The following is a 24,245-nucleotide window of genomic DNA, read 5'->3' as shown; positions in this document are numbered from 1 at the left end:
CGGGGAGATCGTACGTGAACACCACCGGCCATGGCGCCATGACGCCGCAATCCGAACTGACCCTCCGCGGCGTGATCATCGGCGTGCTGATCACGCTGGTGTTCACCGCGGCCAATGTGTATTTCGGTCTCGAGGCGGGCCTGACCTTTGCCACCTCGATTCCTGCTGCGGTGATCTCGATGGCCGTGCTGCGCAAGGTCAGCGACGCCACCATCCAGGAAAACAACATCGTGCAGACCATCGCCTCGGCGGCGGGCTGCCTCTCGGCGATCATCTTCGTGCTGCCGGGCATGGTCATCGTCGGCTGGTGGGCCGGTTTCCCATACTGGGAGACCGCGGCGATCTGCGGACTGGGCGGCATTCTCGGCGTGATGTACTCGATTCCGCTGCGTCGCGCACTGGTGACCAATTCCGATCTGCCGTATCCGGAAGGCGTGGCCTGCGCCGAAGTGCTCAAGGTCGGCGACAGCCACCGCAGCGCCGACGCCGATGCGGACGCGGCCGAAGTCGCCCGCTCGGGCTTCCGTGCCGTGGTAGTGGGAGCGCTGGTCTCGGCGGGCTTCGCCGTGGTCGAGGCCACGCGCATCTTCGCCAAGGATGTCAGCGCGTATTTCCATGTCGGCGATCGCGGTGCGGCGACCGGCTTCGATTTCAGCCTGTCCTTCGCGCTGCTGGCCGTCGGTCATCTGGTCGGCCTGTGGGTTGGCGTGTCGATGCTGCTGGGCACCCTGATCGCCTGGGGCTGGGCGGTGCCGCACTACACCCTGCTGGCGCACGCCACGGGCACGGCCGCCGAGGTCGCAGGTGCAGCCTTCGGCCAGAAGGTGCGGTTCCTGGGCGCGGGCACCATCGCCGCGGCCGCCGTCTGGACGCTGCTGAAGCTGGTCAAGCCGGTCTACACCGGTCTGACCGACGCCATGCGTTCGACCAAGCTGCGCAAGAGCGGTCAGGGCGCCAGCCTGCCGCGCACCGAACACGACCTGCCGATCGGCATCGTGGCCGTGGTCACGCTGGTATGCATGCTGCCGATCGCCTGGCTGCTGGGTGATTTCAGCGTCGGCGCCGGGCTGGGCTCGCAGATGTGGCTGCTGGTCATCGGCGGCGTAGTGTTCATCGCGCTGATGAGCTTTTTCGTGGCGTCGGTGTGCGGCTACATGGCCGGCCTGGTCGGTTCCTCCAACAGCCCGCTGTCGGGGATCGGCATCCTGGTCATCGTGATCGCCTCGGTGCTGCTGGCGCTGGGCGTGCAGTCGAGCCTGCCGCCGGAAGCGGGCAAGGCGCTGGTGGCGTTCGCGCTGTTCGCTTCGTCGGTGGTGTTCGCCGGCGCGACCATCGCCAACGACAACCTGCAGGATCTGAAGACCGGCCAGCTGGTCGACGCCACACCGTGGAAGCAGCAGGTGGCGCTGGTGATCGGCGTCATCGCCGGTGCGCTGATCATTCCGTTCGTGATGAACATGCTCAACCAGGCTTATGGCTTCGTCGGCGCGGCGAACGCCACCAAGGACGCCCTCGCGGCGCCGCAGGCGGGCCTGATCTCGGCGCTGGCCCAGGGCGTGTTGCAGCACAACATCGAGTGGAGCCTGATCTGGACCGGCGCCGGCATCGGCGCGGTCATCATCGTCATCGACGAACTGCTGGGCCTGCGCGGCACTTCCATGCGGCTGCCGCCGCTGGCGGTCGGTCTGGGTATCTATCTGCCGTCGGAGATCACCCTGATGATCGTGGTCGGCGCCTTCGTCGGCTGGTACTTCGACCGTCGCGCCGCACGTGCGCCGAAACCGGCTGCGACGCGTCAGTTGGGCGTGCTGATGTCTTCCGGTCTGATCGTGGGTGAGAGCATCATCGGCGTGATCATTGCCGCCATCGTCGTGTTCTCCGGCAACGAGCATCCGCTGGCGCTGGTCGGCGATGGCTTCGAGCACGCTTCGGTGTGGGTCGGCGGAGCCGCCTTTATTGCCGTACTGGCGGCCCTGTACATGTGGGTGAGCCGCCTGGGACGCCCGAACGGCGCACGCTGATTCGCGGTATCTGCGCATCCGGCCGGCGAGAGAGCTTCTTCCTCGCCGGCCGGATGCACGCCGTTCATTACTTCTCGACGGGGTGTTTCGGGATTTCCGCCTCGAGATCCATGGACGCCTCCCATTTGCAGGTGCGATTGCGCCCGCCATTCTTGGCGGCGAACATCGCATGGTCGGCCCGGTCGATGCTCAATTCGACGTTGAGCGAGGCGTCCAGTTCCGCCAGGCCAATGGATACGGTCACTTTGACGTCGGCACCATTCACGGTGGTCAGCACGGAATCGGCCAGTTTCCTGCGCAGGCGTTCCGTGATGTCCCACCCCGCTTCGATGTTGGTGTAAGGCAGTACGATCAGGAATTCCTCGCCGCCGAACCGGAAGATACGGTCGTACGGACGCAGGATGTCGCGGATCACGCGGACGGAGCCGGCGAGCACATCGTCGCCGACGATATGGCCGTAGGTGTCGTTGACGTTCTTGAAGTGGTCGATGTCCAGCATGGCGAGGGTGCACGACTGCGACATGCGGAGGACCAGGGCCTGCATCTCGCGCAGCGCTGCCAGCATGCCGGTACGGTTTTCGGCGCCGGTGAGCGTATCGGTGCGGTAGAGGGACTCGTCGATCTCGCGATTCATCGACATCAGCTCCAGGCGCAATCGATCCAGTGCGCTGGCGAAGTTGTCGTATTCGGTGACTTCGATGGCATGCCCGGCGTCGACTTCCTGAAGCATGTGCGCGGCAATCTGATGCATGCGCTTGTGCTCGAACTCCATGGCCGTGAAGGCCTGGTGTTCGCGCAGATTCTCGGTGACGTCGCTGTAGTACCACTGGCCGAAACGGCAGAGCTTGTGAGCGTCGGGAGCCACGTCGCGCTGATCGTGGTTCAGACCGCACACGATCGTGCGGATGATGTCCTTGTGCCATTGCTCGTGGTTGTACAGGGCCTGCTTCAGTTGAGAGGCCACGGACTGCAACTGCTCACGACCGATCGACAGCATATGCGAACTCCTTGCCCGGCGGGTGGACGTACAAGCGGAAGCTCGTGCAGTGTAACGAATGCCTCGATGAGATTTTTCGTTTCTTGCGTTGTCGTTCGAGAAGGGTGAACCGGTCGATGTCCTCGGCGCGCGTCTCAGTGATTATCCGGCGGGTCTGCGTCGACATGAATCTCCAGACCGTCCACGCTGACGCGCTGACCCGCACGGATCTTGCAGGTCTTGCGCAGCTCGACCTCGCCGTCGACCCGCACGGCGCCGCTGGCGACCAGGGCCTTGCCGGCACCGCCGCTGTCGCAGACGCCCGTGAGTTTCAGCAACTGATTGAGTTCGACATATTCGCCGCGCAGGTGGAAGTCTTCGCGCTGATGTTCCCCCGTTGGCGTATCCGCGCTCATGTCCACATGCACGGCGACGAAGCAGAAAAAGGGAATCCGCGCCTGCGCCCAGCTCGCGGCAACTTCGTCGAGGATGTCCAGGAGCATGTCGAAGTCGTGCGGGTGGGCGTCGTGCAGTGCCTGGGCTTCGTCCAGCAGCAGGACATAGCCCTGGGCGGGCAGCCAGGACAGGTCAGCCAGCGAGTCGACCAATGCGTCCCAGTTGCGGCCGAACTCCGATGGAAATGCCAGCGCAACGGCCAGCGTGTCGAATAGGGCGGCCTTGTCGGCACAATCACCCAGGTCCACGCGACGCATGCAGATGTCATCTGCGTGATCGGCCTGTGCGACCTGCTCCAGGTCGTCGTCCGTGACCAGATAGACCCCCGACTGATCCGGGTCGTCGAGATCGATGCGGGCGGCTTGGGTGTTCACGGTTGCACCTTGAAGGAACGGAAACTGCGGTAGTGGTCGTCGGTGTAATAGAAGATTTCGGGCGGAACTCCGCCCGTCACGATACGCCGTGCGCCGCGTGTGCGCAGGCCGGGCGTCGGTACGGTGTATTCATGGTAGTAGCCGCGCGGCTTGTCGGGCAGCAGGCGCTCGCGATTGCCGAAGACCACGCCGTCGCGGCGATACGGGAACGGCCCGCCGCGCCGGATACTCGCCACGGTTTGCCGGGCTTCGGGCGGCAGGAAAGCGGGCAGGGCGAGCGCGGACGACTCCGATTTCGCGACAGGCGTCGGTGATGTCGTTCGAGGGGCGTGCTCGGGCTGCTGCCACAGATGGAAGGCCAGGGCAGCGGCAATCAGCATCGCGACGAGTAGCAGGCGGCGCATGGCGGTCGTGTACGGTGACGGGGAGGCTCAGTCTACCGCCACGAGCGGGGTGTTTCGCGACGGTTCAGGACCATGACTTTCGGATGTGTGCACCTGCCCGTATGCAGGTCCACAATGGACGGGTTCATCAGGGAGCCTGTCATGATCCGAATTCTCCGCTCACTCGCGGTGCCGGCGCTGTTCGCGCTGCTGCTGGCGCCGGTCGCGGCCAAGCCCGCCGCACCCGCTGCCCGCACCCAGATGGTCCGCGTCACGCTCGACGCTGCCATGAAGACGCCGACTTCCGGTCGCCTGCTGATTTTCGCCATGCCGCTGCAGGACGCGAAGGCTGCCGCGCACGGCGGTCCGCTGGAGACGGTCGACACCAGTCCGTTCGAACCGACCAAGACGGCGGTCGCGGCCATGGAAGTCGCGCATATCGCGCCCGGCGGCACCGTGCGGATGGACGCCGACGAAGTGGCCTTCCCGCGGCCGTTCTCGCAACTGGCGTCCGGTGAGTACGCCGTGCAGGCGGTGCTCGACGTCAACCACAACTACAACTACGGCGGTCGCGGCGAAGGCGACCTGGTCAGCAAGGTGGTGACCGTGCGTCTGGGCGGTGCTCATGCCGCGACCCCATCGCTGACGTTGAGCCGGGTGCTGCCGGCGCGCATGCAGCCGTGGAAACTACCGGCGCGCGCGTCCGAAGCCGCGCGCAAGCGCATGCAGCCGTCTCTGGACGCTGCGAAGGCGCACAGCCGCGAGATCGATTTCGTCAGTCCCGCGCTGACCGCGTTCTGGGGGCGTCCGATCCACATGCGCGGCTGGGTGCTGCTGCCGCCGGGCTATGCCGAGCACAAACAGCGGCATTATCCGACGGTGTACTTCACCCACGGTTTCAGCGCGAACCTGACCACGCTCACCTACAGTGCCGGATCCGCCTGGAAACGGATGGCCGACGGCGAGACGCCGCCGATGATCTGGGTGTTCCTGGACCAGTCCGGCCCGACCGGCACCAACGAGTTCGCCGATTCGGTCAACAACGGTCCGTGGGGCACGGCGTTGACCACCGAGCTGATGCCGAAGCTGGAGTCGGAGTACCGCATGGACGGGCGCCCCAGCGGCCGTTTCCTGACCGGGCATTCCTCGGGCGGCTGGGCCACGCTGTGGCTGCAGGTGCGTTACCCGAAGATCTTTGGTGGCACCTGGTCGACCTCGCCCGATCCCAGCGATTTCCATGACTTCACCGGCCCGGATCTGTATGCCCCGCACGCCAACGTCTACCGCAAGCCGGACGGTTCGCCGTGGCCGCTGGTGCGCGACAAGGGCAAGGTGATCGCCACGTTCGAGCAGTTTGCCAAGCTCGAGCGCGTGCTGGGTCCCTACGGCGGCCAGATGGCCTCGTTCGAGTGGGTGTTCTCGCCCAGGGGCAAGGATGGCCGTCCCGAGCAGATGTTCGATCGCGCGACTGGCGACGTGAATCCGAAGGTGGTCGACTACTGGCGCGACCACTACGACATCGCCCATCGCCTCCAGGCGCACTGGTCGCAGCTGAAGCCGTATCTGAACGGCAAGATCCACGTCTACGTGGGCACCGCCGACACGTTCTACCTGGACGGCTCGGCGCACAAGCTGAAGGCGGTGCTGGATCGTCTCGGCGCGAAGGCCTCCGTCGACTTCATCCCGGGCAAGACGCATTTCGACATCTACGCCAAGGGTGGCGACCGCGAATGGCTGCACAAGGAGATCGCCTGGCAGATGTACCGGGTGGCGCGGCCGAAGGCGAAGATTCCACTGGAATACACCGCGACCACACCGTAAAACCACAGGGAGTCGCCGCGAGCCGGTGGCGCCCGTCTGCTTTCCCCAGGGCACAAGAACCATGCAACGATTCCCCCTCCTTTCCGTGTTCACGGCGTGCGCCGTGCTGCTCGCGGGCGCGGTCCACGCGGCGAGCACGCCTACCGCCCCGAATCCCGGCCGTTTCAATCCGCTGCAGACCTTCGCGCCGTTCGCCTACCAGTACCCGGTGAACCGCTACCGTTCGGCCAGCGGTATTCCCGGTCCGGACTACTGGCAGAACCGCGCCGACTACGCGATCCGCGCCACGCTGGATCCAGCGACGAAGACGCTCAGCGCCAGCGAGATCATCACTTACACCAATCACAGTCCCGACACGCTGCACATGCTGTGGCTGCAGATGGATCAGAACCGCTACCGCACCAATGCGCGCGGAAACTTCTCTGGCGGCAAGGAGCCGGATTTCGCCAGCCATACCGACGGGTACCGGCTGAAAGCAGTCGAAGTCGCGCAGGGCGGGGCGTTCGAGAGCGCGCACTACCAGATCAGCGACACGCGCATGCGCGTCGACCTGCCGCACGGCTTGAAGCCGAAGGACGGAACGTTGCGCCTGCGCATCGTCTACGACTACACCGTGCCGAGTCGCTTTGGCGGTCGCACCGACTGGTACGCGACCAAGAACGGCGATGTCTACGAGATCGCGCAGTGGTTCCCGCGCATGGCCGTGTACGATGACCTGCGCGGCTGGGACACGCTGCCGTACCTCAACAATGAGTTCTACCTGGAATACGGCGACATCGACTACCGCGTCACTGTGCCGGCGAACATGATCGTGGCCGGTTCCGGCGAATTGGTGAATCCGGACGCGGTGCTGAGCAAGGCCCAGCGCGAGCGCTTGGCCAAGGCACGCGGCAGCGAGAAGACGGTGATGATCCGCACGCCGGCTGAAGTCGAGGCTGCTGCGCGCGCTCCGCAGCCGAAGGGCACCAAGACCTGGCACTTCCGCATGCACGACACCCGCGACGTGGCCTTCGGCGCCTCGGCTGCCTATGTGTGGGACGCGGCGCGCATCGACCTGCCCAGCGGCAAGCACGCGATGGCGATGTCGGTGTATCCGGTCGAGAGCCTGCACGGCAAGGGCCACTGGCAGGATTCCACGCAGTTCGTGAAGCACACCATCGAGTATTTCTCCAAGCGCTGGTTCGAGTACCCGTGGCCGAACGCCATCGCCGAGGCCGGGCAGGTCGGCGGCATGGAGTATCCGGGCATCGCCTTCGACTGGTGGAAGCTCGGCGGCAAGCCCCTGTTCGGCATCACCACGCACGAGGTCGGACATTTCTGGTTTCCGATGATCGTCGGCTTCAACGAACGTCGCGCCGCGTGGATGGATGAGGGCTTCAACACCTACGTCGACATGCGTGCCGCACTGGACTACGAGGGCGGCAAGTACGCGCCCAAGTGCGACGCCGAGTACGCGCCCAAGTGCGGCAATCCGGTCGACGAGATCCAGTCCGTGCTGGACGATGCCGATGCGCCGCCGATCCTGACCAAGCCGGACATGATCCGCGAGAAGTACCGGCACCCGGTGACCTACTTCAAGTCGGCGCTGGGTCTGAACCTGCTGCGCGAGCAGATTCTCGGTCCCGAGCGCTTCGATGTCGCGTTCCGTCGCTTCGTGCATGCCTGGGCGTTCAAGCATCCGACGCCGTCGGACTTCTTCCGCGCCATGGACAGCGGCGCGGGCGAGGACCTGTCGTGGTTCTGGAACGGTTGGTACCGGCACAACTGGTCACTGGACATGGCCGTGACTGGCGTTCGCTACATCGGCGGCAAGCCGGCCAACGGCGCTAGCGTGACGGTCGCGAATCTCGATCGGCTGGTGATGCCGGCGACCCTGCGCGTGACCTACGTGGACGGCACACATGTGGACGTGCGCGTGCCGGTGGCGACGTGGCTGCAGCACCATCGCTTCGATGTGCTGGTGCCGGGCGACAAGGCGGTGAAGTCGGCGACCATCGATCCCGATCACGCGATTCCCGACGGCCATCGCGGCAACAATACCTTCACGGTGCATTGAACACGACGCCGGCGCCCCTCGCGCCGGCGTCTTCGCATGCGAGCTAGACGGCGCCGCCCGGCGGCACGTCGCGGAAGTCGTGCGGCGGCGCCAGCTGGCGCGTGAAGCCGAACACGCCCTCGCGCACGATGCGGCTCAGATGGATGTCGACCAGCGTGGTCTCGTTGGGCCGCAGCAGCGGCAGCAGGCTCTGCACGGACACGTCCAGCGTGGCGTCCCAGTACTCGACGAAGCGTTCGCCGCCGCGCGGACGCACATGCAGGCCGTACGGCGGACGCGGTTTCAGTTCGGGTCGCGCGATGCTGCCGTCGGCACGCGGAATCGGCGGACAGCCTTCCAGCACCGCATGGTTGAGGTAGAAGCACAGATTGCCCGGCTGGCGCGCATTGGCCTGACGGTCGACCAGAAAGCCGGACGGCAGCTGATTGGGGTCGTTCTGCGGGCCGGCGGTCAGCAGCATGTCGACGCTGGAGACGCGCAGGCCGGTGGAGTCGAACAGGCGTACCAGCGCCATGCAGCAGGGGTCGTGGATGTACTCGCGGTCGGGCAGCACCGGCACGTGCTCGGTCTCCAGGCGCTGCGCGGGCTGCTGGTGCGCGGCGTTCTCGCGGTCGAAGGCTTCGCGCAGCGCGTCGTACTCGCGAGCGCTGCGCACGCCAAGGCAGCGCAGGATCTGCTCGACCGTGGCGTTCGGCTGCTGGTCGTTGCGCACCGCGCCCATGATGCCCATGTCCGTCCCGGAGTGGGATGCATGCGGAATGATGCGGAAGGCGCACGGTTCCGAGCGCGCGGCCGATTCCAGCTCCAGCGCGCGCAGGCGCTTCTTCGCCGTGGGCAGCGGTTCGTCCGGTTCCGGGGCGGGCTGGCGCAGCACGACGTGCGCGGCGTTGAGGTTGGCACCGGCCAGCCGCACCACACCGTCCGAACCGTTCTCGCCGGTGTACGGATTGATGTGATCGTAGAGCTTGCGGTCGATGGCGTCGCCGCTGAGCACGAACGGGTAGAGCGGATGGCGTCCGCGCGTGAGCTTGAGCGCGGGGTAGTCGTGAATCCAGCGCAGATTGAGCGCGCAGGATTCCGGGCTGCCCAGCTCCAGCCAGTCGAGCACGCCCTGACCGGGTTCGACGCCGTTGAACCAGGCCTTGATGCCGCCGATGCGGCTTTTGCCCAGGCGCGCCAGCGCCGAGCCGAAGTTGGCCGGCGCCAGCATGATGAGATGGCTGATCGGGCAACTGGACAGCCTGTCCGCCTGCACCACGAAGCGGTCCAGCCACTCGCGCACCACAGGACCGCCGGTGGAATGGGTGATGCACACGCAGCGTTGCTTGCCGCCGGCATCCGCGAGCACCTTGCCCAGGGCCGCGTCGAAGGCACGCGCGATGTCGTGCACGCGGACCTCGTCGCGGAAGCTCACGTATTCGCCCAGATGGATCTGCCGCACGTCGAGATCGGGACCGCCGCGACGCGAGGCCTCGGCCTTCAGCCGCGCCGGCAGTTCGCCGTAGGTGGACGTGCTGGTGACGCTCCATCCGTGCACGAAAACGACCAGTTGCTTGGCCATGGTCTGCCGTCCCTGCGAGTGAACCCATCGGCATCCTACTGCGACGGGACCGGGGTCGCCATGCGGCGGCGATCAGTGCGGCAGGGCGTCGTCGTATTCGTCGCTGGTGTTCAGGCTGGCGTGTGTGGAACCGTGCTCGGCGCTGACATCGACGATCAGCGCGCTCCAGGCGGGCACGCGGAATTGCTGCGCGGACAGGCGTTCGAATTCGAAACCGAGTCCCTGCACCGGTTGCGGGTCGCGGTAGTCCAGCGTGATTTCGGCCGCTTCGTCACCCAGATTGAACAGGCACAGCAGCGTCTGTTCGGCGTAGCTGCGGCGTAGCGCCAGCCAGGGTTCGTCTGCGTCCATCAATTCAGTGGTGCCAGCGCGCATGGCCGGCTGCGCGGTGTGCCAGTTCAGCAGTGAGCGCCAGTCGTTGAGCAGCGACTCGGTGTCGTGCTGCTGGCGCGCCACGTTGAGCAGGCGGTGCGAGCGGGGAATGGGCAGCCACGGCTGCTCGCATCGGGAGAAGCCGCAGTTCGCCGAATGGTCATTCCAGGGCATCGGCGTGCGTGCGCCGTCGCGGCCGCGGCCGTTGGTCTCGGCCAGCGGGTCGCGCAGCCGGTCGACGGGGATGTCGTCGGGAACGCGCGCTTCGGGCAGTCCTAGTTCGTCGCCCTGCCACAGGCACAGCGCGCCCGGCAGTGACAGCAGCAATGCCGCGATGGTGCGGCGGAAACCGTGGGGGTAGGGAAAGCGGTCGCCGCCCCAGCGCGAACTCATGCGGCCGAAGTCGTGGTTGCCGACGATCCAGCAGCTGCCGGTGGCGCCGAAGGTGTTCAGCGTCTTGCGCACGACCTTGCGCATGCGCGCTGCGGTCATACGCTCGTCGAACAGCAGGCCGGCGTGGTAGGCCATGTGCAGCAGGGTGCCGTTCTGCGTGTACTTGGCGGCCTCGGCGATGCTGTCCTCGCACATCACCACTTCGCCGAGCAGGGTGACGCCGGGGTAGGTGTCGACCAGTTCGCGCAGTGGTTTGAGGTATTCCAGCGTCTCGGGTCGGTTGAAGCTGTTGACCAGTTTCTGCCCCGTGGCCGCGTTGGCGTCCTGGAAGCCGTCCGGCAGCGGGTCATCCTCGCCGCGCATCGGGTTGTCGCGCAGTTCCGGGTCCTGGGCGTAGAAGTTCACTGCGTCCAGGCGCATGCCGTCGATGCCGCGGTCGAGCCAGAACCGCGCGATGTCGAGAATGGCTTCGCGCACGTTCGGGTTGTGCCAGTTCAGCGCCGGCTGGCCCGGGAAGAAATTGGTGAAGTAGTACTGGCCGCGCTCGGGCACGAAGTGCCAGCCGGATTCGCCGTTGAACACCGCGGGCCAGTTGTTCGGTGGACCGCCGTCGTCGGCCGGGTCGGCCCAGATGTACCAGTCGGCGCGTTCGTTCTCGCGGCCGCTGCGGCTCTCGCGGAACCAGGGGTGCTGATCGGAGGTGTGGCTCCAGACCATGTCCAGCATCACGCGCAGGCCGCGCTGGTGCGCCAGGCGGAGCAGCCGGTCGAAGTCGTCCATCGAGCCCAGGCTGTGGTCGATGGCGCGCATGTCCTTGACGTCGTAACCGGCATCGACGTCGCCGGACGGATACAGCGGCATCAGCCAGATCGCGTCCACGCCCAGCGAGGTGATGTAGTCCAGGCTGCGGATGATGCCGTTGAGGTCGCCGCGGCCGTCGTCGTCGGAGTCGCGGTAGCTCCACGGCATGATCTGGTAGATGGCGGCGCCGTGCCACCATTCGCCGAGGGTCGGTTCGCGTTGCTTCTTTTCCCAGGCGTAGGCGCGGCGATTGATCGGCGCCTGACGCCACCAGGGCAGGTGTTCAGGTCGCATGGGGGTTCCCGGGTCGTCGATGGGGCGTCGACGCATGCGCCAATGTGTACATGACACGTGCGCCACGGGCATTCATACTCGAAAAGCTAACGGGAACCTCAGGGAGTCGCAATGCGCATCGATCCGCTCACTCGTCGTTTGTTCATGGTGCTGGCGCTGGCCGCGGGCACGTCGCTGGCCGCCGCCCCCGCGCTTGCGCGCGATGCCGCGCCGCCGGCCTCCACCGCCATGCCGGCCTCCGCGAACGCGCTGCCGGCGCAACTTTCCGACTTCACCGCCTACGTGAACGGCGTGCGCAAGCAGTTCGACGTGCCCGGCATCGCCGTGGCCATCGTCAAGGACGGCAAGGTGGTGATGGAGAAGGGCTTCGGCGTGCGTACCTACGGCCAGGGCGGCAAGGCCGATGCGCCGGTCGACGCGCACACCATCTTCGCCATCGCCTCCAATACCAAGGCGTTCACGGCGGCCTCGCTGTCGATGCTGGCCGACGAGGGCAAGCTGAACATGGGCGACCGGGTCATCGACCATCTGCCGTGGTTCCGCATGTCCGATCCGTACATCACCCATGAAATGCGCATCCGCGACCTGCTGGCGCATCACAGCGGCCTGAGCCTGGGCGCCGGCGATCTGCTGTACTGGCCGACCACCGACTACACCACCAAGCAGGTGATCCAGCATCTGGCGCACGTGCCGATCAAGAACGGCTTCCGCGAGCGTTATTTCTACGACAATATCCTGTTCGGCGTGGCCGAACTGGTGATCGAGAACGTCTCCGGCGAGAGCTACCAGCACTTCCTGAAGACGCGTTTCTTCGAGCCGCTGGGCATGCACGACACGCGCTTCAACTTCCACTACATCCAGCCGAGCGACCATGACGTCGCCACTGGCTACGCCAAGTATGACTTCAAGGATCTGAAGCCGGTGGCCAAGCTGGCCTGGGCCAACAACTCCGGCGCCGGCGGCATCTATTCCAGCGTGCACGACATGGCGAAGTGGATCATCGCCCAGCTCGACGGCGGTGTGTACGGCAAGAACGCCGATGGCAGCGCCAAGCGCCTGTTCAGCGAGAAGCGTCACGAGGAGATGTGGTCGGTGCAGACCGCGATCCATCCGCGCAAGTCGAAGATTCCCGAACTGGCGGCCATCGCGCCCGACTACGCCGGCTACGGCGAGGGTTGGCACCTGTCCGAATTCCGCGGGCACAAGGTGGTCTACCACACGGGCGGGTGGCCCGGTTTCGTCTCCCGCGTGACCATGATTCCGGACATGAAGCTGGGCATGGTGGTGCTGACCAACCAGCAGTCCGGCGCCGCGTTCCAGGCCGTGACCTACCGCATCCTCGACGCCTACATGCATGCGCCGAAGACGGACTGGACGGCGGTCTACGCCAAGGCCGTGGCGCAGTCCAAGGCCAAGGCCGACGAGAGCTGGGCCAAGCACGAGGCCGCGCGCGACAAGCACAGCAAGCCATCGCTGCCGCTGTCCGGTTACGCCGGCACCTACCGCGATCCGTGGTACGGCGACGTGGACATCCGCAAGGAAGGCGGCCACTTGGTGATGCAGTTCAGCCACACCAAGCAGCTGCTGGGCGACATGAAACCGTGGCAGCACGATACTTTCATTGTGCGCTGGCGCGACCGCTCGCTGAACGCCGACGCCTTCGTCACCTTCGCATTGAATGCCGATGGACACGTACGCGAGATGCGCATCAAGCCGGTCTCGCCGCGTACCGACTTCAGCTTCGATTTCCAGGATCTGCGCCTGAAGCCGGTGAAGAAGGACGACTGATCGTTCCGCTCCACCGCGTCCGGCTCATCCGGGCGCGGTGGAGCATTGGCTTAATCTTGTGATCCAGTTAGGCGCTCCCGGACGACACCAATGTCCTTTCGGGGCTTCTGCTGTGGAGGACTCCTGTGGCGTCTGGGCGGGAGAACGCGGTCATGACACGTTGATCATGAGCGTTCCTTCCTGCAGGGCCGGTTCGGGCTATATGAATCACTCCTTGCGTTGGGCGTTCGGCGGCTGCCGCGCCCCCGACGAAACGCGGTACAGTTGCACGAACAGGGGATGTTCCAGCAGCGCGCGTAATGGAGAACCTGGTAGTGACGGATGAACGGACACTGGCTTGCATCGGCTTGAACGGCTTCGAGCGGGCTCGTTTGCGTTTGCTGCTTGCCGAAGCCGGCGAGCGCGTGCAGGCGCGCTGGCGGATGGGCCAGCCGGAGCAGGCCGACTTGTTGATTCTGGCCCCCGGTTCGCTGGAAGCCGAAGCGGCCGCCCTGCGGGCGCGCGGACGCGGGGTGCGCTGCGTGCATCTCGGCGCGCCGGGTGATGTCGGCGACGAGTTTCTCCCGGCCGGATTCGGCGTCGACGATGTCGTGCGTGTGCTGAAGTCCGTGCGTGCCGCTCAGGCGCCGGTTCAGCGGGTCGATGCGCGTTCGCCCGAATTCTTCCAGACCGAGACCGGCGGGACGCTGGCCGACGACCATGCCATTCCCGAGGCCGTCGATCTGGAGCGTTTCCTGCGCCGCGACAGCGGCGAGCACACGCTGGAGAAGATCGTTCCCTATCAGCTCGAGGACACAACTTCGATCGAGCCGGTGGAACGCGCGGCTCCCTCCAGTCGTGCCCAGGCGCGCAGTAGCGAACGCGATCCGTTCGCGCGCAGTGCGTCTTCTTCGTCCGCAGCGTCTTCGTCGCTTTCCGGCGTGCAGGCGGACTACGGCACTGGCCTGAACATGAAGGACGAACACGATGCGTCGGGGCATCCGCTTTCGTTCTACCTGACGGGGCAGGCGTTGATGGCGCCGAGTCAGATCGTGCTGGAAGGCACCGAGCCGTTGATTCTCGACCCCAAGAATGGGGTCTACATGATCGTCGGCGATCTGGCTTCGGCGCGGCCCTATGCGACGGCGCATTGGCGGAGCGCCGATTTCGAGCGTCTGACCACGCGCGAGCTCGAACGCTGGCGGGCCCTCTGCGAGCCGCAGCCCTATCTGCGTCTGCGCTGGTTGATCGCCTTGTGCAACGGCGATGGTTGGTTGCCGCGGCATCTCGATCCCGGTGGCAGCTATCGCGTGCGCGAGATGCTGCATCCAGGACCGCACTTCGAGGCCCAGGTGCGCATTGGCCAGGTGCTGCGCGACTGGCTTCGCCTGCATGAAGTGGCGGCGCAGGCGGGAGTGGACATGCAGAGTGTCTTCGACACGGTGGCGGCCTACGATGCGATCGGCTGGCTGGAGTGGCGTCCGCGCGAGCGCTTCCGCTGATCGTCCCGCCGCCGGATGGATCGGCGTAGACTGATCCGTACGCGTCAGGCGACGAACGGAGGGCAGGACCATGTCGATGTTCGGGGATCTGGTCGGAAAACTGACCGGTAAAGAGGGCGGCGCTGCATTGATGAGCGTCGTGACTGCTTTGATCGAGCGTGCAGGCGGCCTCCAGGCCCTGCTTGGATTGCTGGAGAAGAACGGTCTCGGGGCGCAGATCGCGTCGTGGGTCGGGCAGGGCGCCAATCAGCCGGTTTCAGGGGGTCAGCTCGGCCAGGCGCTGGAGCAGGGCGGTCTCGGCTCGGTCATTCGCGATCATGCCTCGCAGCTTGGTCTGGGCGAGGGTGCTCTCAATGACCAGTTGGCGAAATTGCTGCCGGAAGCCGTGAACCATCTCACTCCGGACGGTGACGCCGCGGTCGGCAAGGTCGACCTGGGTGGATTGGGCGCGCTGGCGGGCAAGCTGTTCGGGTGATGTAGCACCTGTCGCGTTCGGTCATGCGGCCGTGACAGGCGCATGCCTGCCGCGACCTGTGCACTTCAGTCGTTGCTGGGAGCGTGATTCAGGCATCGCCGCGAACGTCCTTGGCCGCCTTCTTCAGGATGGTCAGGATGCGGTCGGCCTCGTCGGTGCTCCAGTGTTCGCGACGCGCCATCAGCGCATGCTTCAGGTCGCGCATGGCCTTGCGGATGGACATCGGTGAGCGCATGCGCGACATGGTTTCGGCCATCTCCTGCATGCGCTCCAAGACCGTTTCCACGGCCACGCGGTTTTCGTCCAGGAAAGCGCGTCCCGCATCGGTGATGGCGTAGCGCTTGCGTCCGCCTTCCTCGCTCTGTTCGATGCGCGCGTAGTCCATTTCCTCGAGCATGGTCAGGGTGGGGTACACCGCGCCGGGACTGGGGGCGTAGGTGCCGTCGAACATTTCCTCGATGGTGCGGATCAATTCGTAGCCGTGGCGGGGGCGCTCCTCGATCAGACTCAGCAGGACCAGCTTCAGGTCGCCGTGGCCGAACACGCGCCCGCCGAAGCGTCCGCCGCGTGGACCGCCGAAGTCGAAATCGTCGCCGTCCCGTCCATGTCGACCTCCGCTGTGGCGGCCTCTTCCCGAGGCTTCGTGACGGATTCCTCCGCGCTGGCCGCAGCCGTTGCCGAACATGCCGTGCCAGGGATGGAAGGCGTGACGGTGATGGTGATGATGCTCTCTCATGTCTTACTCCGATATATCTTAAGTAACGGTCTTAAGATATATCGGAAATGTGATCTAGGCAAGCCGAAGGCCCGCGTGATGCATCACGCGCTGTACGAACTCCAGATTTGCGATGGGTATTACTCGCCCAGGTTCTTAGCTTCGGCCGTGCCGAGGATCTCGCCGGGCACGCGCGTCGGCTTCTTCCGCGAGATCCACGGATGCAAGAACACGGTGGACAGGATGATGACCACGCCCAGATAGAACAGGCCGTCGAGTTGCCGTTGCTCGCCCAGGAAGGGAATGGCCAGCACGATGGCGTAGACCGGTTCCAGGTTGGTGGTCATTTGCGTGGTGAAGGCCGACAAGTGCCGCAGCGCACCGAGCGCGAGCGCGAAGGGGAGCAGCGTGCAGCCCAGGGAGAGCACCAGAAGCAGCAGCGTGTCATGCAGGCCCGGCACCGGGAGCAGTGCGCCGGTATGCGGAAGCAGCGGCGCCAGCAGCGTCAGGAAAACCGTGCCCGAACCCAGCTCGATGCAGGTCACGGTCAGCGGGTCGGCGTGTTCGACCATGCGCTTGTTGAACGCACTGAACAGGGCCACGAACAGCGCCGACAGCACGCCTATCAGCAGTCCTGTGCGCATGCCGCCGGGAATGCCGCCCAGCACCAGCGCCACGCCGGGTACCACGCCGATGCCCATCAGCAGTTCGCGCGGGTCGAAGCGGCGTCGTGCGACCCAGGGTTCGATGAAGGCCAGGAAGATCGGTGCGATGGCGATGCACAGCGCACCCACCGATGCGTTAGCCAGCTTGATCGCGCCGTAGAAGGTCAACCAGTGCAGGGCGACCAGCGCGCCGATGCCAGCGTAGGCGCCGATCAGCTTCACGGGCATCGCGCGCAGGCCGCGCCACACGCGCGGGAACAGCAGCAGTGCGACCGCCACGATCAGCATGCGCCACCACACCATGGGTAGCGCGGGCAGAGTGATCAGCTTGCCGAGAATGGCGGTGAAGCCCCACAGCAGCACGCAGAAGTGGATCTGCAGGTGGGCCTTGCGAGTGGTGGACAGCACGGTGCGCGCCTTGCATGAACGGGCGCCAAGCATGCAGCAAACCGCCGTGCGCGTGAAGCCAACGGCGGTGACCTCGGCTCACGCGTAGGCGATCATGGAAGACGTCAGCCGAAGGTGAAGGTGAAGGCGCGGAAGCCCGACTTCGGCACGTCGATGGTGACCACGTGGTCGCGGTAGTCGTTGCTGTCGAACAGCGTGTAGAGCCGGCTCTCGTGCACGGTCACATCGGGCTGCTTCTTGCCGTCGACCGTGATCGACAGCGTCACCGGCTTGGCGCTGGATGCCACCATGTGCAGCTTGCCGGACTGGAAGTGCAGCCGAATCTGCCCCTTGTCGCCAGTCAACTGGGCGTATTCGCCGCTCATGCGCCAGCGGCCGTCGAGCGCGTACTTGTTCAGCGGCAGTCGCGCGGGCGCCTTGTAGTCGTGACTGAACATCAGCGGCGGGATCGGGTTGGCCATGTTGTGCACCCGGTTGCTGCCCAGGTACATCTCCGGAGAGCCGATTTTCGACAGGTCGGCTGCGGACATGTCCTCGTGCGTCATCGGCTTCATGCCGAGCTGCTCGCGGATGGCGTTCTCGGTCTCCATGTAGTGGCCTTCGCCGAAGTGGTGCATGACCACTTTTCCGTTCTTGTCGATCAGGTATTCCGCCGGCCAGTAACGGTTGTTCCAGGCGCTCCAGGTCGCCATGTCGTTGTCCTGCGCCACCGGCCAGCCGATGCCGTACTTCTTCACCGCGGCCTCGACGTTGGCGGTCTTCTTCTCGAAGTCGAACTCCGGCGAGTGCACGCCGACGATGACCAGCCCCTTGCCCTTGTACTTGGCCCACCACGACTTCAGATGCGGCAGGGTGCGCAGGCAGTTGATGCAGGAGTAGGTCCAGAAGTCGACCAGCACGACCTTGCCGCGCAGCTGCTGCATGGTCAGCGGCTTGCTGTTGATCCAGTGATCGATGCCGGTGAAGTCGGGAGCCTGCGCGGGCACCTGGGCGCGCGCGGCGGGCAGCAGCCCGGTCAGGGCGATGCAGGCGCCGAACAGGACTGCGAGCGGAGTGCGGAAGCGCATGGGCGTACCTCGATGATGTGAGCCGTCACGCAAGCAGACCGGCGCAGGGCCGATCCGCTTACACACTCAGTGCGCGAACTTCGGGTCGACGCGCACCGGCACGTCCAGCGAGCATAGCGAAGCATGGCCCGGCGGATCGCGGTAGAAGGCGTCGTGACGATGCCGCTTGGCGTCGACGATGCGGGCAAAGGTCGCGCTGTCCGTACGCAGCACCTGCAAGTGCTCGCGCTGCGCGGCGGGCACGTCGGCGGCCAGGCGCACGCGCAGGATCGGCGTGCGCTGCGACGGCTTGGCGTAGACGCCGATGTTCGCATCATCACCGCGCGGCAGGCTGGACAGCAGCGGCATGCCCTGGACCACGCGGCCGGCCACGGCCAGGTTGTGGTCGATGCGCCGCGCCTGACCGATCACCGCGTACAACGTATTGCCGTTGCCGCTGGTCGGATCGACGTCGCGCGCCACGCCGACGGTGCCGTAGCAGTGCGCGATCCAGGTGCGGTGCGTCTTCGGGTCGCGCGCGGTCGGGAAACCGTGCGAGAAACCGACCTGCGGCGCGTACACGTCGCCGTCGGGCAGGGCGGTGAAAGACATGGACGTGTCATAGCTGCGGTCGTACTCGGGCGGCAGGTGCGTCTTGGCCGTGCCCATCGACTTGGCCTTCTTCGGGTTGTCGCTGTCCGGGTCGCCCCATTGTGCGACGAAGTTGTCCTGCACGCGGTAGATGCTGGTGTGGTCGAAGTAGTGCTCGCGGACCAGGGTCTTGATGTTGGCGACATGCTTGGGCGACCACCATGGTGCGAGCTCGATCACCACACGACCATCGGGAAGGTCCATGTACAGCGTGTTGTCCGGATTCAGCGCGCGCCATTCGGAGGACTTGGACGCCTTGAGGATCTGCTGGATCGACGGCGTGTCCTTGCCGGCGGCCTGGACGCTCGTCATGGCGGAGATCAGGCCGAGCAGGGCGAGAGCGAGTGAAATGCGAGGGCGCATGGCAGGGTTCCGAACGGGAAGATGAAGCGAAGGTAGCAAATCCGCGGACGATTCGCGTCGAGCAGGCGGTCATGGCACATTCGTCTGCCGAGTGTTCGCAGGAATCCTTTCGGCGCGCGCATTCGTCCGCCACGATCATTCGTCACAAGGAAGCGTGAAATTGAGGACATGGACCCGTCGTGAATTCATGATGCTCTCGTGCACCGCGACGGCGGCTGCCTTGGCTCCGCGCCGGGGACTCGCGAGCGCGAGCGTTTCGTTGAAGCCGCCACCGTTATCCAATCGCGCGCAGCGTCTGTACGATCATGCTTTCGTGCTTGACGCGAACAACTTCGCTTCGATCGGCGAGCTGCTGGACGAATCCGGTCTCGCGCACAAGCTGCATGCGATGCGTGCCTCGGGCATGACGGCGGTGAAGTCGACACTCGGTGGCGCGCAAGATGATTTCGATGCGACCGTGGCCGACATCGCCGCGGCGCAGGCGCTGTTCGACCGCTACCCGGACCGGTTCATCAAGGTGACCGGTCCGGCGGATCTCGATCAGGCCAAGGCGAAACGCCGCATTGCGGTGATCCAGTCCTTCGAAGCGGTCACGATGCTCGACGGAAAGATCGAACGCATCGAACTGTTCCGCGAGCTGGACGTGCTGGTCATGCAGTTGAGTTACAACCGGCGATCCCCGTTCGGCTGCGGTTGCCTGGATGGCGACGGGGACGGCGTCACACCGCTCGGCCGCAAGGCGATCGCGAAGATGAACGAGATCGGCGTGGCGCTGGATTTAAGTCATGCCAACACGCCGACCACCTCGGACGGCATCCGCCTTTCCTCGCGCCCGGCGGTCATTACGCACGCCGGTTGCCGCGCGGTGTTCGAACATCCGCGCAACAAGACCGACCGCGACATGCGGGCGCTGGCCGAGAAGGGTGGCGTCATGGGCATCTACATGCTGCCGTATCTGACCCCGGACACGCGCCAGCCCATGCTGGCCGACTACATGCGGCACATGCTGCACGCCTTGAAAGTCTGCGGTGAGGATCATGTCGGCATCGGCACCGATTCGCTGTTCTTCCCGCCGGATGCGAAGGAACTGCACGAAGTCGCGAAACTGGAGGCATGGCGAAGAAAGCAAGGCATTGCCGCGCCGGGCGAGAATCGGCCGCCGTATCTGCCTGACGTCAACACTCCCCGCAAGCTGGCCTACGTGGCCGACGCGCTGCTTCGTCACGGCTACGGCGAGCGCGTGGTAGACAAGGTGCTGGGACAGAACTTCCGGCGCGTGTTCGGCGAAATCTGGGCCGTGTAAGGCTTATGGGGTCCTGAGCTGGTATCGGCCAGACGCAAGCCCAAACATGGGTGTCATGCCCACACGTGGGCATGACACCGAAGTAAGTACGGATTCGAGAACCAAAGTTTGTGTGGCCGATAGGCGCTGGGTACTCGCTTTGATAATCACTGCCACCTAAGCCTGTATGCAGGCTGTCCAATCAATCACTTAGTGAAATGCTGCCGATTTAGATACGCGCAAATTGATCACCAAAGTGTGTGCTCAGGTATCGTTGAGGAGTAAGCGCACAGTCTGCGAATACAACGGTGCAACGATCGCAAGGAGCGCAGATGAACAGCACCTCAAGCCTGACTACTACTGAGGATCGTCTCACGAGATTGAAGACGATTCTGCAAGAAGACCTGACTCCCCGGGCCTTCGAAGAGCTGGTGGCTGCGTTACTTAGCGAACTCCTAGAAGTCGCAATTGCTATTGCTAAGTCGGGTTTTCAGCACGGAGGGGACGCGGGGCCAGCAGGTCGCCAGAACCGTCGATTTCGGATCGAAACCAAACGCTATGCGGACGGTACGAGACTAAGCGACCGAGAGTTACTCGGTGAAGTTGATCATGCAGTCAGCAAAGACCCTGCCATTGAAGCATGGTTCTTAGTTGCAACCCGCGCAGCGCCTGAACAACTCGAACAGGATCTGTATGCAAAGAGCGATAGGCTCGGCCTTCCTATTGTGGTCATTGACTGGAAGCCAGGCACATTTCCGGCTCTCGCCGCGCTCTGTACTCATGCTCCTAAAGTGCTCGAGACGATGGTTTCGAAAGAGGCAGCGGGCCTCGCTAAAGACTTGGTGCAGGACGGGCGAGCAGCCCTGGAGTTGCTGAGGCGCGATCTTGAAAGTTGGAATCTCGGCTTCGAACGCTTGCGGACTCTGTCGCTTGAGCGACTGACCACAATTTGGACCACGCCTCGGACTTCCATAGCGGAGCTTGGTCAAGATGCCGCTGGTGGTCACCACAAGGGAACAATTCGGCGAAATCAGAGCTTTTCCGCTCTATGCAGCTGGTGGACGGCGCACGCTACGACCGACGCGCCGGCAACAGTGATTGGCTGGGAAGGAGTCGGAAAAACCTGGGCGGTACTCGATTGGCTTGCCGACCGGAAGCAGGAACTGCCTATCGTTCTGCTCATTCCGTCGAGCGCTGTAGCGGGACTTGTGGGTGTATCCAAGGTTGCCGTCAAGAAGTTCGTTGGAGAGCGTCTCTACGAATTGGTGGAGTCGCGCGATCCGAACCATTGGTACATGAGATTTGAGCGACTGTTGAGTCGTCCTGTCGAGGAAGGCCCCGTCATTACCATCCTTTTCGATGGAATGAACCAAGAGCCATCCATGCCTTGGCTTACGTTAATGCGCGCATTCCAGGATACGGAATTTGCCGGCCGGGTCAGGCTCATCCTGACAACGCGCAATCTACATTTTACGACTAAGTTGGCGTCGCTTCGCGGCTTGTTCACGCCACCAGAAATTATCACTGTCGACATTTACGACGATGCGCCCGGTGGTGAGTTTGATAAGCGCCTTCAGGTCGAGGGTCTGAGCAGGAGCGATCTGCACGATGATCTCATCCCACTCGCGCGGACGCCGCGCCTGTTTAACTTAGTAATTCGTTTTCGCGATGATATGGTGGAAGCTGGGCAAGTCACTGTACATCGGCTCCTCTGGGAATACGGGCGAGATACCGTGGGTACTCGCGCGGGCAAATCATTCAGCGAGGAGGATTGGCGCAGTTGGCTCCAAGAGATAGCTCAGCGCCATCTCGCGGGAACCCGCGACTACAACCTGCGTGAACTTGCCGATACCACACACCGTTCAGATTTGACGCCTACAGACGTGTTTCGGCGCTTGAGCGACATCGTGGACGCGCAGTTCACGACACTAAAGTCGGCCGATCGACGCAAAATCACACCCTTACTTGTCACGCATGCGCTTGCTGCTGCTCTACTGGCTGATCTGGATGAGCTAAGCACCCCTGATTGCGATGCTGTAGATCGACGGCTTGCGGAGTGGTTTGATCCAATTGACGGCTTGGATGAAAAGGCGGAGATCCTTCGGGCTGGCGTCTCAATTCTGCTCGAACGGGATGCGGCAAATACTCCATCTACAATCGTCTCCGGCCTTGTCTTAGCGTGGCTCCGGTCGCAAAACGTCCCCGACGAGCACCGCAACGAGCTCGCGCGTCTTGCAATTCCGCTTTGTGATGCTTTGCTGGATGCCATCGAGCAGGCTGGCGACAGGACTCACAAGTCCGCCAGGCTCTGGGCAGTGAATGCAATTCGTGCAATCCCCCGTTCGGATATGAGCATGCTCGCAAAAATTGTGGAGCGTCTCACTGGGTGGCTGCGTATTGTGTCGCGGGACGTAGATCCACCGCAGATGATGAACGAGGAGTCGGAAAGGGCACGCGTGAAGCGGATCGTCACCCGGATCGGATTTGATGCGGATGGTGAGCACACCGTGCTCGGGCATCGCCTCATATTTGTAGATCGCCACTATTACACGGCGGCAGCGACAATACCCTCCATACTCGAGGGCTTTACGCTTGCGACGGCGCTGCCTGTGTTTGAAGCCTCTGCGCTAGCGATGGCGATTCGAGATCGCCAGGAATATCGGGAAGGCCTCACTTGGCTATGCCTGATGAATAATGTCGACTTTGAGGCAACAGCACGGTCGTTGCGAAAGAGAGCAAAGGAGATTGCCGCAATAACTCCCGAGAGAGGTGTTCATCTCGATTTGCCACGCCGAGTAGCGGCGTTGCTATTGTGGCTAACAGGGGACGAGAACGACGAGACAGCCGCGGCGAAGCTGAATCCATCAATTGACCGGACTTGGTCATACGAACGAGATTACGAGGCGAACCCCGCAACTAGCTTTTTCCAGCTTGAACGACGACACGCCGAGCAGGTGCTGCAGAACAGGTCTATCGCGATCTTTCGGAGGATTAACAGGACACAGCGCTTTTTTTCCGACCCGAGTTTCGTTCCTCCACCCGAGTTCAGCCGGGAACTCGGCGAGTTCGCCGCTGCTTTCGATGTCTCGGCTTTGGACACTAGTCGATTTGCTACTGCAGAGAGCAATGCTTTTGAGAGTCTCGCGCCCGTGCTTGCGCGGTGCTCTCCAGAAGCCCTTGCGGATCTTATGCGTAGAAAGTTGGCGGGGTTAGCGGATAGGCCCGCAGAGCAACGTCTTGCAAGTGCGGTACATGCCACTGAACAGCTGCTTCTTGCGAGCGACGAAAGCGCCGCTGCCGCGCGCGTTCTTCGACTTAGTCACACCGAACCCGAAGAGAACGACGAGGCATCCGTTGCGACGCTGTTATTGATTATAGAAATTCAAGATCTGGCAGCAGTGGACCAGATCACTACCATCATCGAAGCAGATCTCAAGTGGATCTCTAGCGACCTTGGCGACGTTCTTAAGTCGTTGTCGAATGAAGAGGCCGATGCACTCGCTCGACGATATTCTGATGGTACAGAGAAGCAGGTCTCAGACTTGGTTTTGTTGATGTCTCAATCCGTAACCAGCATCAATGAAGATACCTGGCATTGGCTGACAACCCTGGCGCTCAATCGTGGATTCGTGAACCGGGGAGTTGCGTGCAAGATGCTATACGCTATCGATTCGCAACGCTTCGGCGTGATCCTCGCGAACGCAAACTGGACATGGCAACCTGACGAGAATATGTGGAGCAACCACTATGGTTCGCTTGCTCTGATGGACGCTACTGCCGGACTCCCTGAATCGACCAGGGCCTTGTAGACGCCTCAGAGCCATAATGTATGGCTACGACGGAGGTGTCCATGAGCGGCAAGC

The 24,245-nt window shown here is 63.9% G+C and carries 17 protein-coding genes and 1 pseudogene; 8 read left to right on the top strand and 10 right to left on the bottom strand.

The features are described from left to right. The first annotated feature begins 38 nt into the window (after positions 1 to 38). The gene (locus BTJ49_RS00090; protein ID WP_113063961.1) at positions 39 to 2,021 is read left to right on the top strand and encodes an oligopeptide transporter, OPT family; all 1,983 of its coding nucleotides are present in this window, start codon (positions 39 to 41) and stop codon (positions 2,019 to 2,021) included. A 67-nt stretch (positions 2,022 to 2,088) separates the two neighbouring features. Here the strand turns inward: BTJ49_RS00090 and BTJ49_RS00085 are convergent, their stop codons facing one another. The 4 genes and pseudogenes from BTJ49_RS00085 to BTJ49_RS00070 form a co-directional block, all read right to left on the bottom strand. Next, positions 2,089 to 3,018, bottom strand: a complete 930-nt coding sequence (locus BTJ49_RS00085; RefSeq protein WP_113063355.1) for a diguanylate cyclase — start codon at positions 3,016 to 3,018, stop codon at positions 2,089 to 2,091. 134 nt (positions 3,019 to 3,152) lie between these two features. Next, on the bottom strand, positions 3,153 to 3,413 hold the full coding sequence (locus tag BTJ49_RS00080; RefSeq protein ID WP_113063960.1) for an RNA-binding S4 domain-containing protein: 261 nt from the start codon (positions 3,411 to 3,413) through the stop codon (positions 3,153 to 3,155). Positions 3,414 to 3,458: 45 nt separating this feature from the next. Further along, positions 3,459 to 3,827 (bottom strand): annotated as a pseudogene (locus BTJ49_RS15890) (barstar family protein); the annotation flags it as partial. Next, complete coding sequence (locus BTJ49_RS00070; RefSeq protein WP_113063354.1) at positions 3,824 to 4,231, bottom strand: ribonuclease domain-containing protein; 408 nt, start codon at positions 4,229 to 4,231, stop codon at positions 3,824 to 3,826. The pseudogene BTJ49_RS15890 and the gene BTJ49_RS00070, both read right to left, overlap by 4 nt. A 240-nt stretch (positions 4,232 to 4,471) precedes the next feature. Between BTJ49_RS00070 and BTJ49_RS00065 the strand changes: the two genes are divergently transcribed. Then, positions 4,472 to 6,031: an alpha/beta hydrolase-fold protein gene (locus tag BTJ49_RS00065; protein ID WP_240601709.1), complete on the top strand. Its 1,560-nt coding sequence runs from the start codon at positions 4,472 to 4,474 to the stop codon at positions 6,029 to 6,031. A 61-nt stretch (positions 6,032 to 6,092) separates the two neighbouring features. After that, positions 6,093 to 8,087: a M1 family metallopeptidase gene (locus BTJ49_RS00060; protein WP_113063352.1), complete on the top strand. Its 1,995-nt coding sequence runs from the start codon at positions 6,093 to 6,095 to the stop codon at positions 8,085 to 8,087. 43 nt (positions 8,088 to 8,130) lie between these two features. Here the strand turns inward: BTJ49_RS00060 and BTJ49_RS00055 are convergent, their stop codons facing one another. Together BTJ49_RS00055 and BTJ49_RS00050 are read right to left on the bottom strand one after the other, a co-directional pair. After that, a complete protein-coding gene (locus BTJ49_RS00055; protein ID WP_113063351.1) occupies positions 8,131 to 9,648 on the bottom strand; it encodes a phospholipase in 1,518 nt (505 codons plus the stop codon). A gap of 72 nt (positions 9,649 to 9,720) precedes the next feature. Further along, complete coding sequence (locus BTJ49_RS00050; protein ID WP_168184607.1) at positions 9,721 to 11,508, bottom strand: alpha-amylase family glycosyl hydrolase; 1,788 nt, start codon at positions 11,506 to 11,508, stop codon at positions 9,721 to 9,723. A 111-nt stretch (positions 11,509 to 11,619) separates the two neighbouring features. On the opposite strand from BTJ49_RS00050, the gene BTJ49_RS00045 reads away from it, so the two are divergent. The 3 genes from BTJ49_RS00045 to BTJ49_RS00035 all read left to right on the top strand — a co-directional run bounded on the left by BTJ49_RS00045 (position 11,620) and on the right by BTJ49_RS00035 (position 15,252). After that, complete coding sequence (locus BTJ49_RS00045; protein ID WP_113063349.1) at positions 11,620 to 13,296, top strand: serine hydrolase; 1,677 nt, start codon at positions 11,620 to 11,622, stop codon at positions 13,294 to 13,296. Positions 13,297 to 13,595: 299 nt separating this feature from the next. Continuing rightward, entirely contained in the window at positions 13,596 to 14,777 is a 1,182-nt protein-coding gene (locus tag BTJ49_RS00040; protein WP_113063348.1) for a hypothetical protein, read from the top strand. A gap of 70 nt (positions 14,778 to 14,847) precedes the next feature. Further along, positions 14,848 to 15,252: a YidB family protein gene (locus tag BTJ49_RS00035; protein WP_113063347.1), complete on the top strand. Its 405-nt coding sequence runs from the start codon at positions 14,848 to 14,850 to the stop codon at positions 15,250 to 15,252. An 88-nt stretch (positions 15,253 to 15,340) separates the two neighbouring features. Here BTJ49_RS00035 and BTJ49_RS00030 read toward each other — a convergent pair whose 3' ends face one another. The 4 genes from BTJ49_RS00030 to BTJ49_RS00015 form a co-directional block, all read right to left on the bottom strand. Then, a complete protein-coding gene (locus BTJ49_RS00030) occupies positions 15,341 to 15,988 on the bottom strand; it encodes a PadR family transcriptional regulator (RefSeq protein WP_240601667.1) in 648 nt (215 codons plus the stop codon). Between the two features lie 119 nt (positions 15,989 to 16,107). Next, complete coding sequence (locus BTJ49_RS00025; protein ID WP_168184650.1) at positions 16,108 to 17,037, bottom strand: DMT family transporter; 930 nt, start codon at positions 17,035 to 17,037, stop codon at positions 16,108 to 16,110. Between the two features lie 107 nt (positions 17,038 to 17,144). Continuing rightward, entirely contained in the window at positions 17,145 to 18,107 is a 963-nt protein-coding gene (locus tag BTJ49_RS00020; RefSeq protein WP_113063344.1) for a thioredoxin family protein, read from the bottom strand. Positions 18,108 to 18,173: 66 nt separating this feature from the next. Next, positions 18,174 to 19,100, bottom strand: a complete 927-nt coding sequence (locus BTJ49_RS00015; protein WP_113063343.1) for a peptidylprolyl isomerase — start codon at positions 19,098 to 19,100, stop codon at positions 18,174 to 18,176. Between the two features lie 313 nt (positions 19,101 to 19,413). Between BTJ49_RS00015 and BTJ49_RS00010 the strand changes: the two genes are divergently transcribed. Together BTJ49_RS00010 and BTJ49_RS00005 are read left to right on the top strand one after the other, a co-directional pair. After that, entirely contained in the window at positions 19,414 to 20,403 is a 990-nt protein-coding gene (locus BTJ49_RS00010; protein ID WP_240601666.1) for a membrane dipeptidase, read from the top strand. Positions 20,404 to 20,714: 311 nt separating this feature from the next. Next, on the top strand, positions 20,715 to 24,191 hold the full coding sequence (locus BTJ49_RS00005; RefSeq protein ID WP_113063342.1) for a hypothetical protein: 3,477 nt from the start codon (positions 20,715 to 20,717) through the stop codon (positions 24,189 to 24,191). The last annotated feature ends 54 nt before the right edge of the window (positions 24,192 to 24,245 follow it).

Source organism: Oleiagrimonas sp. MCCC 1A03011 (assembly GCF_003267965.1).
Classification (GTDB): Bacteria; Pseudomonadota; Gammaproteobacteria; order Xanthomonadales; family Rhodanobacteraceae; genus Oleiagrimonas; species Oleiagrimonas citrea.
Note: the sequence above shows the minus strand (reverse complement) of the source record. Positions and strands in the feature narration are given on the sequence as shown.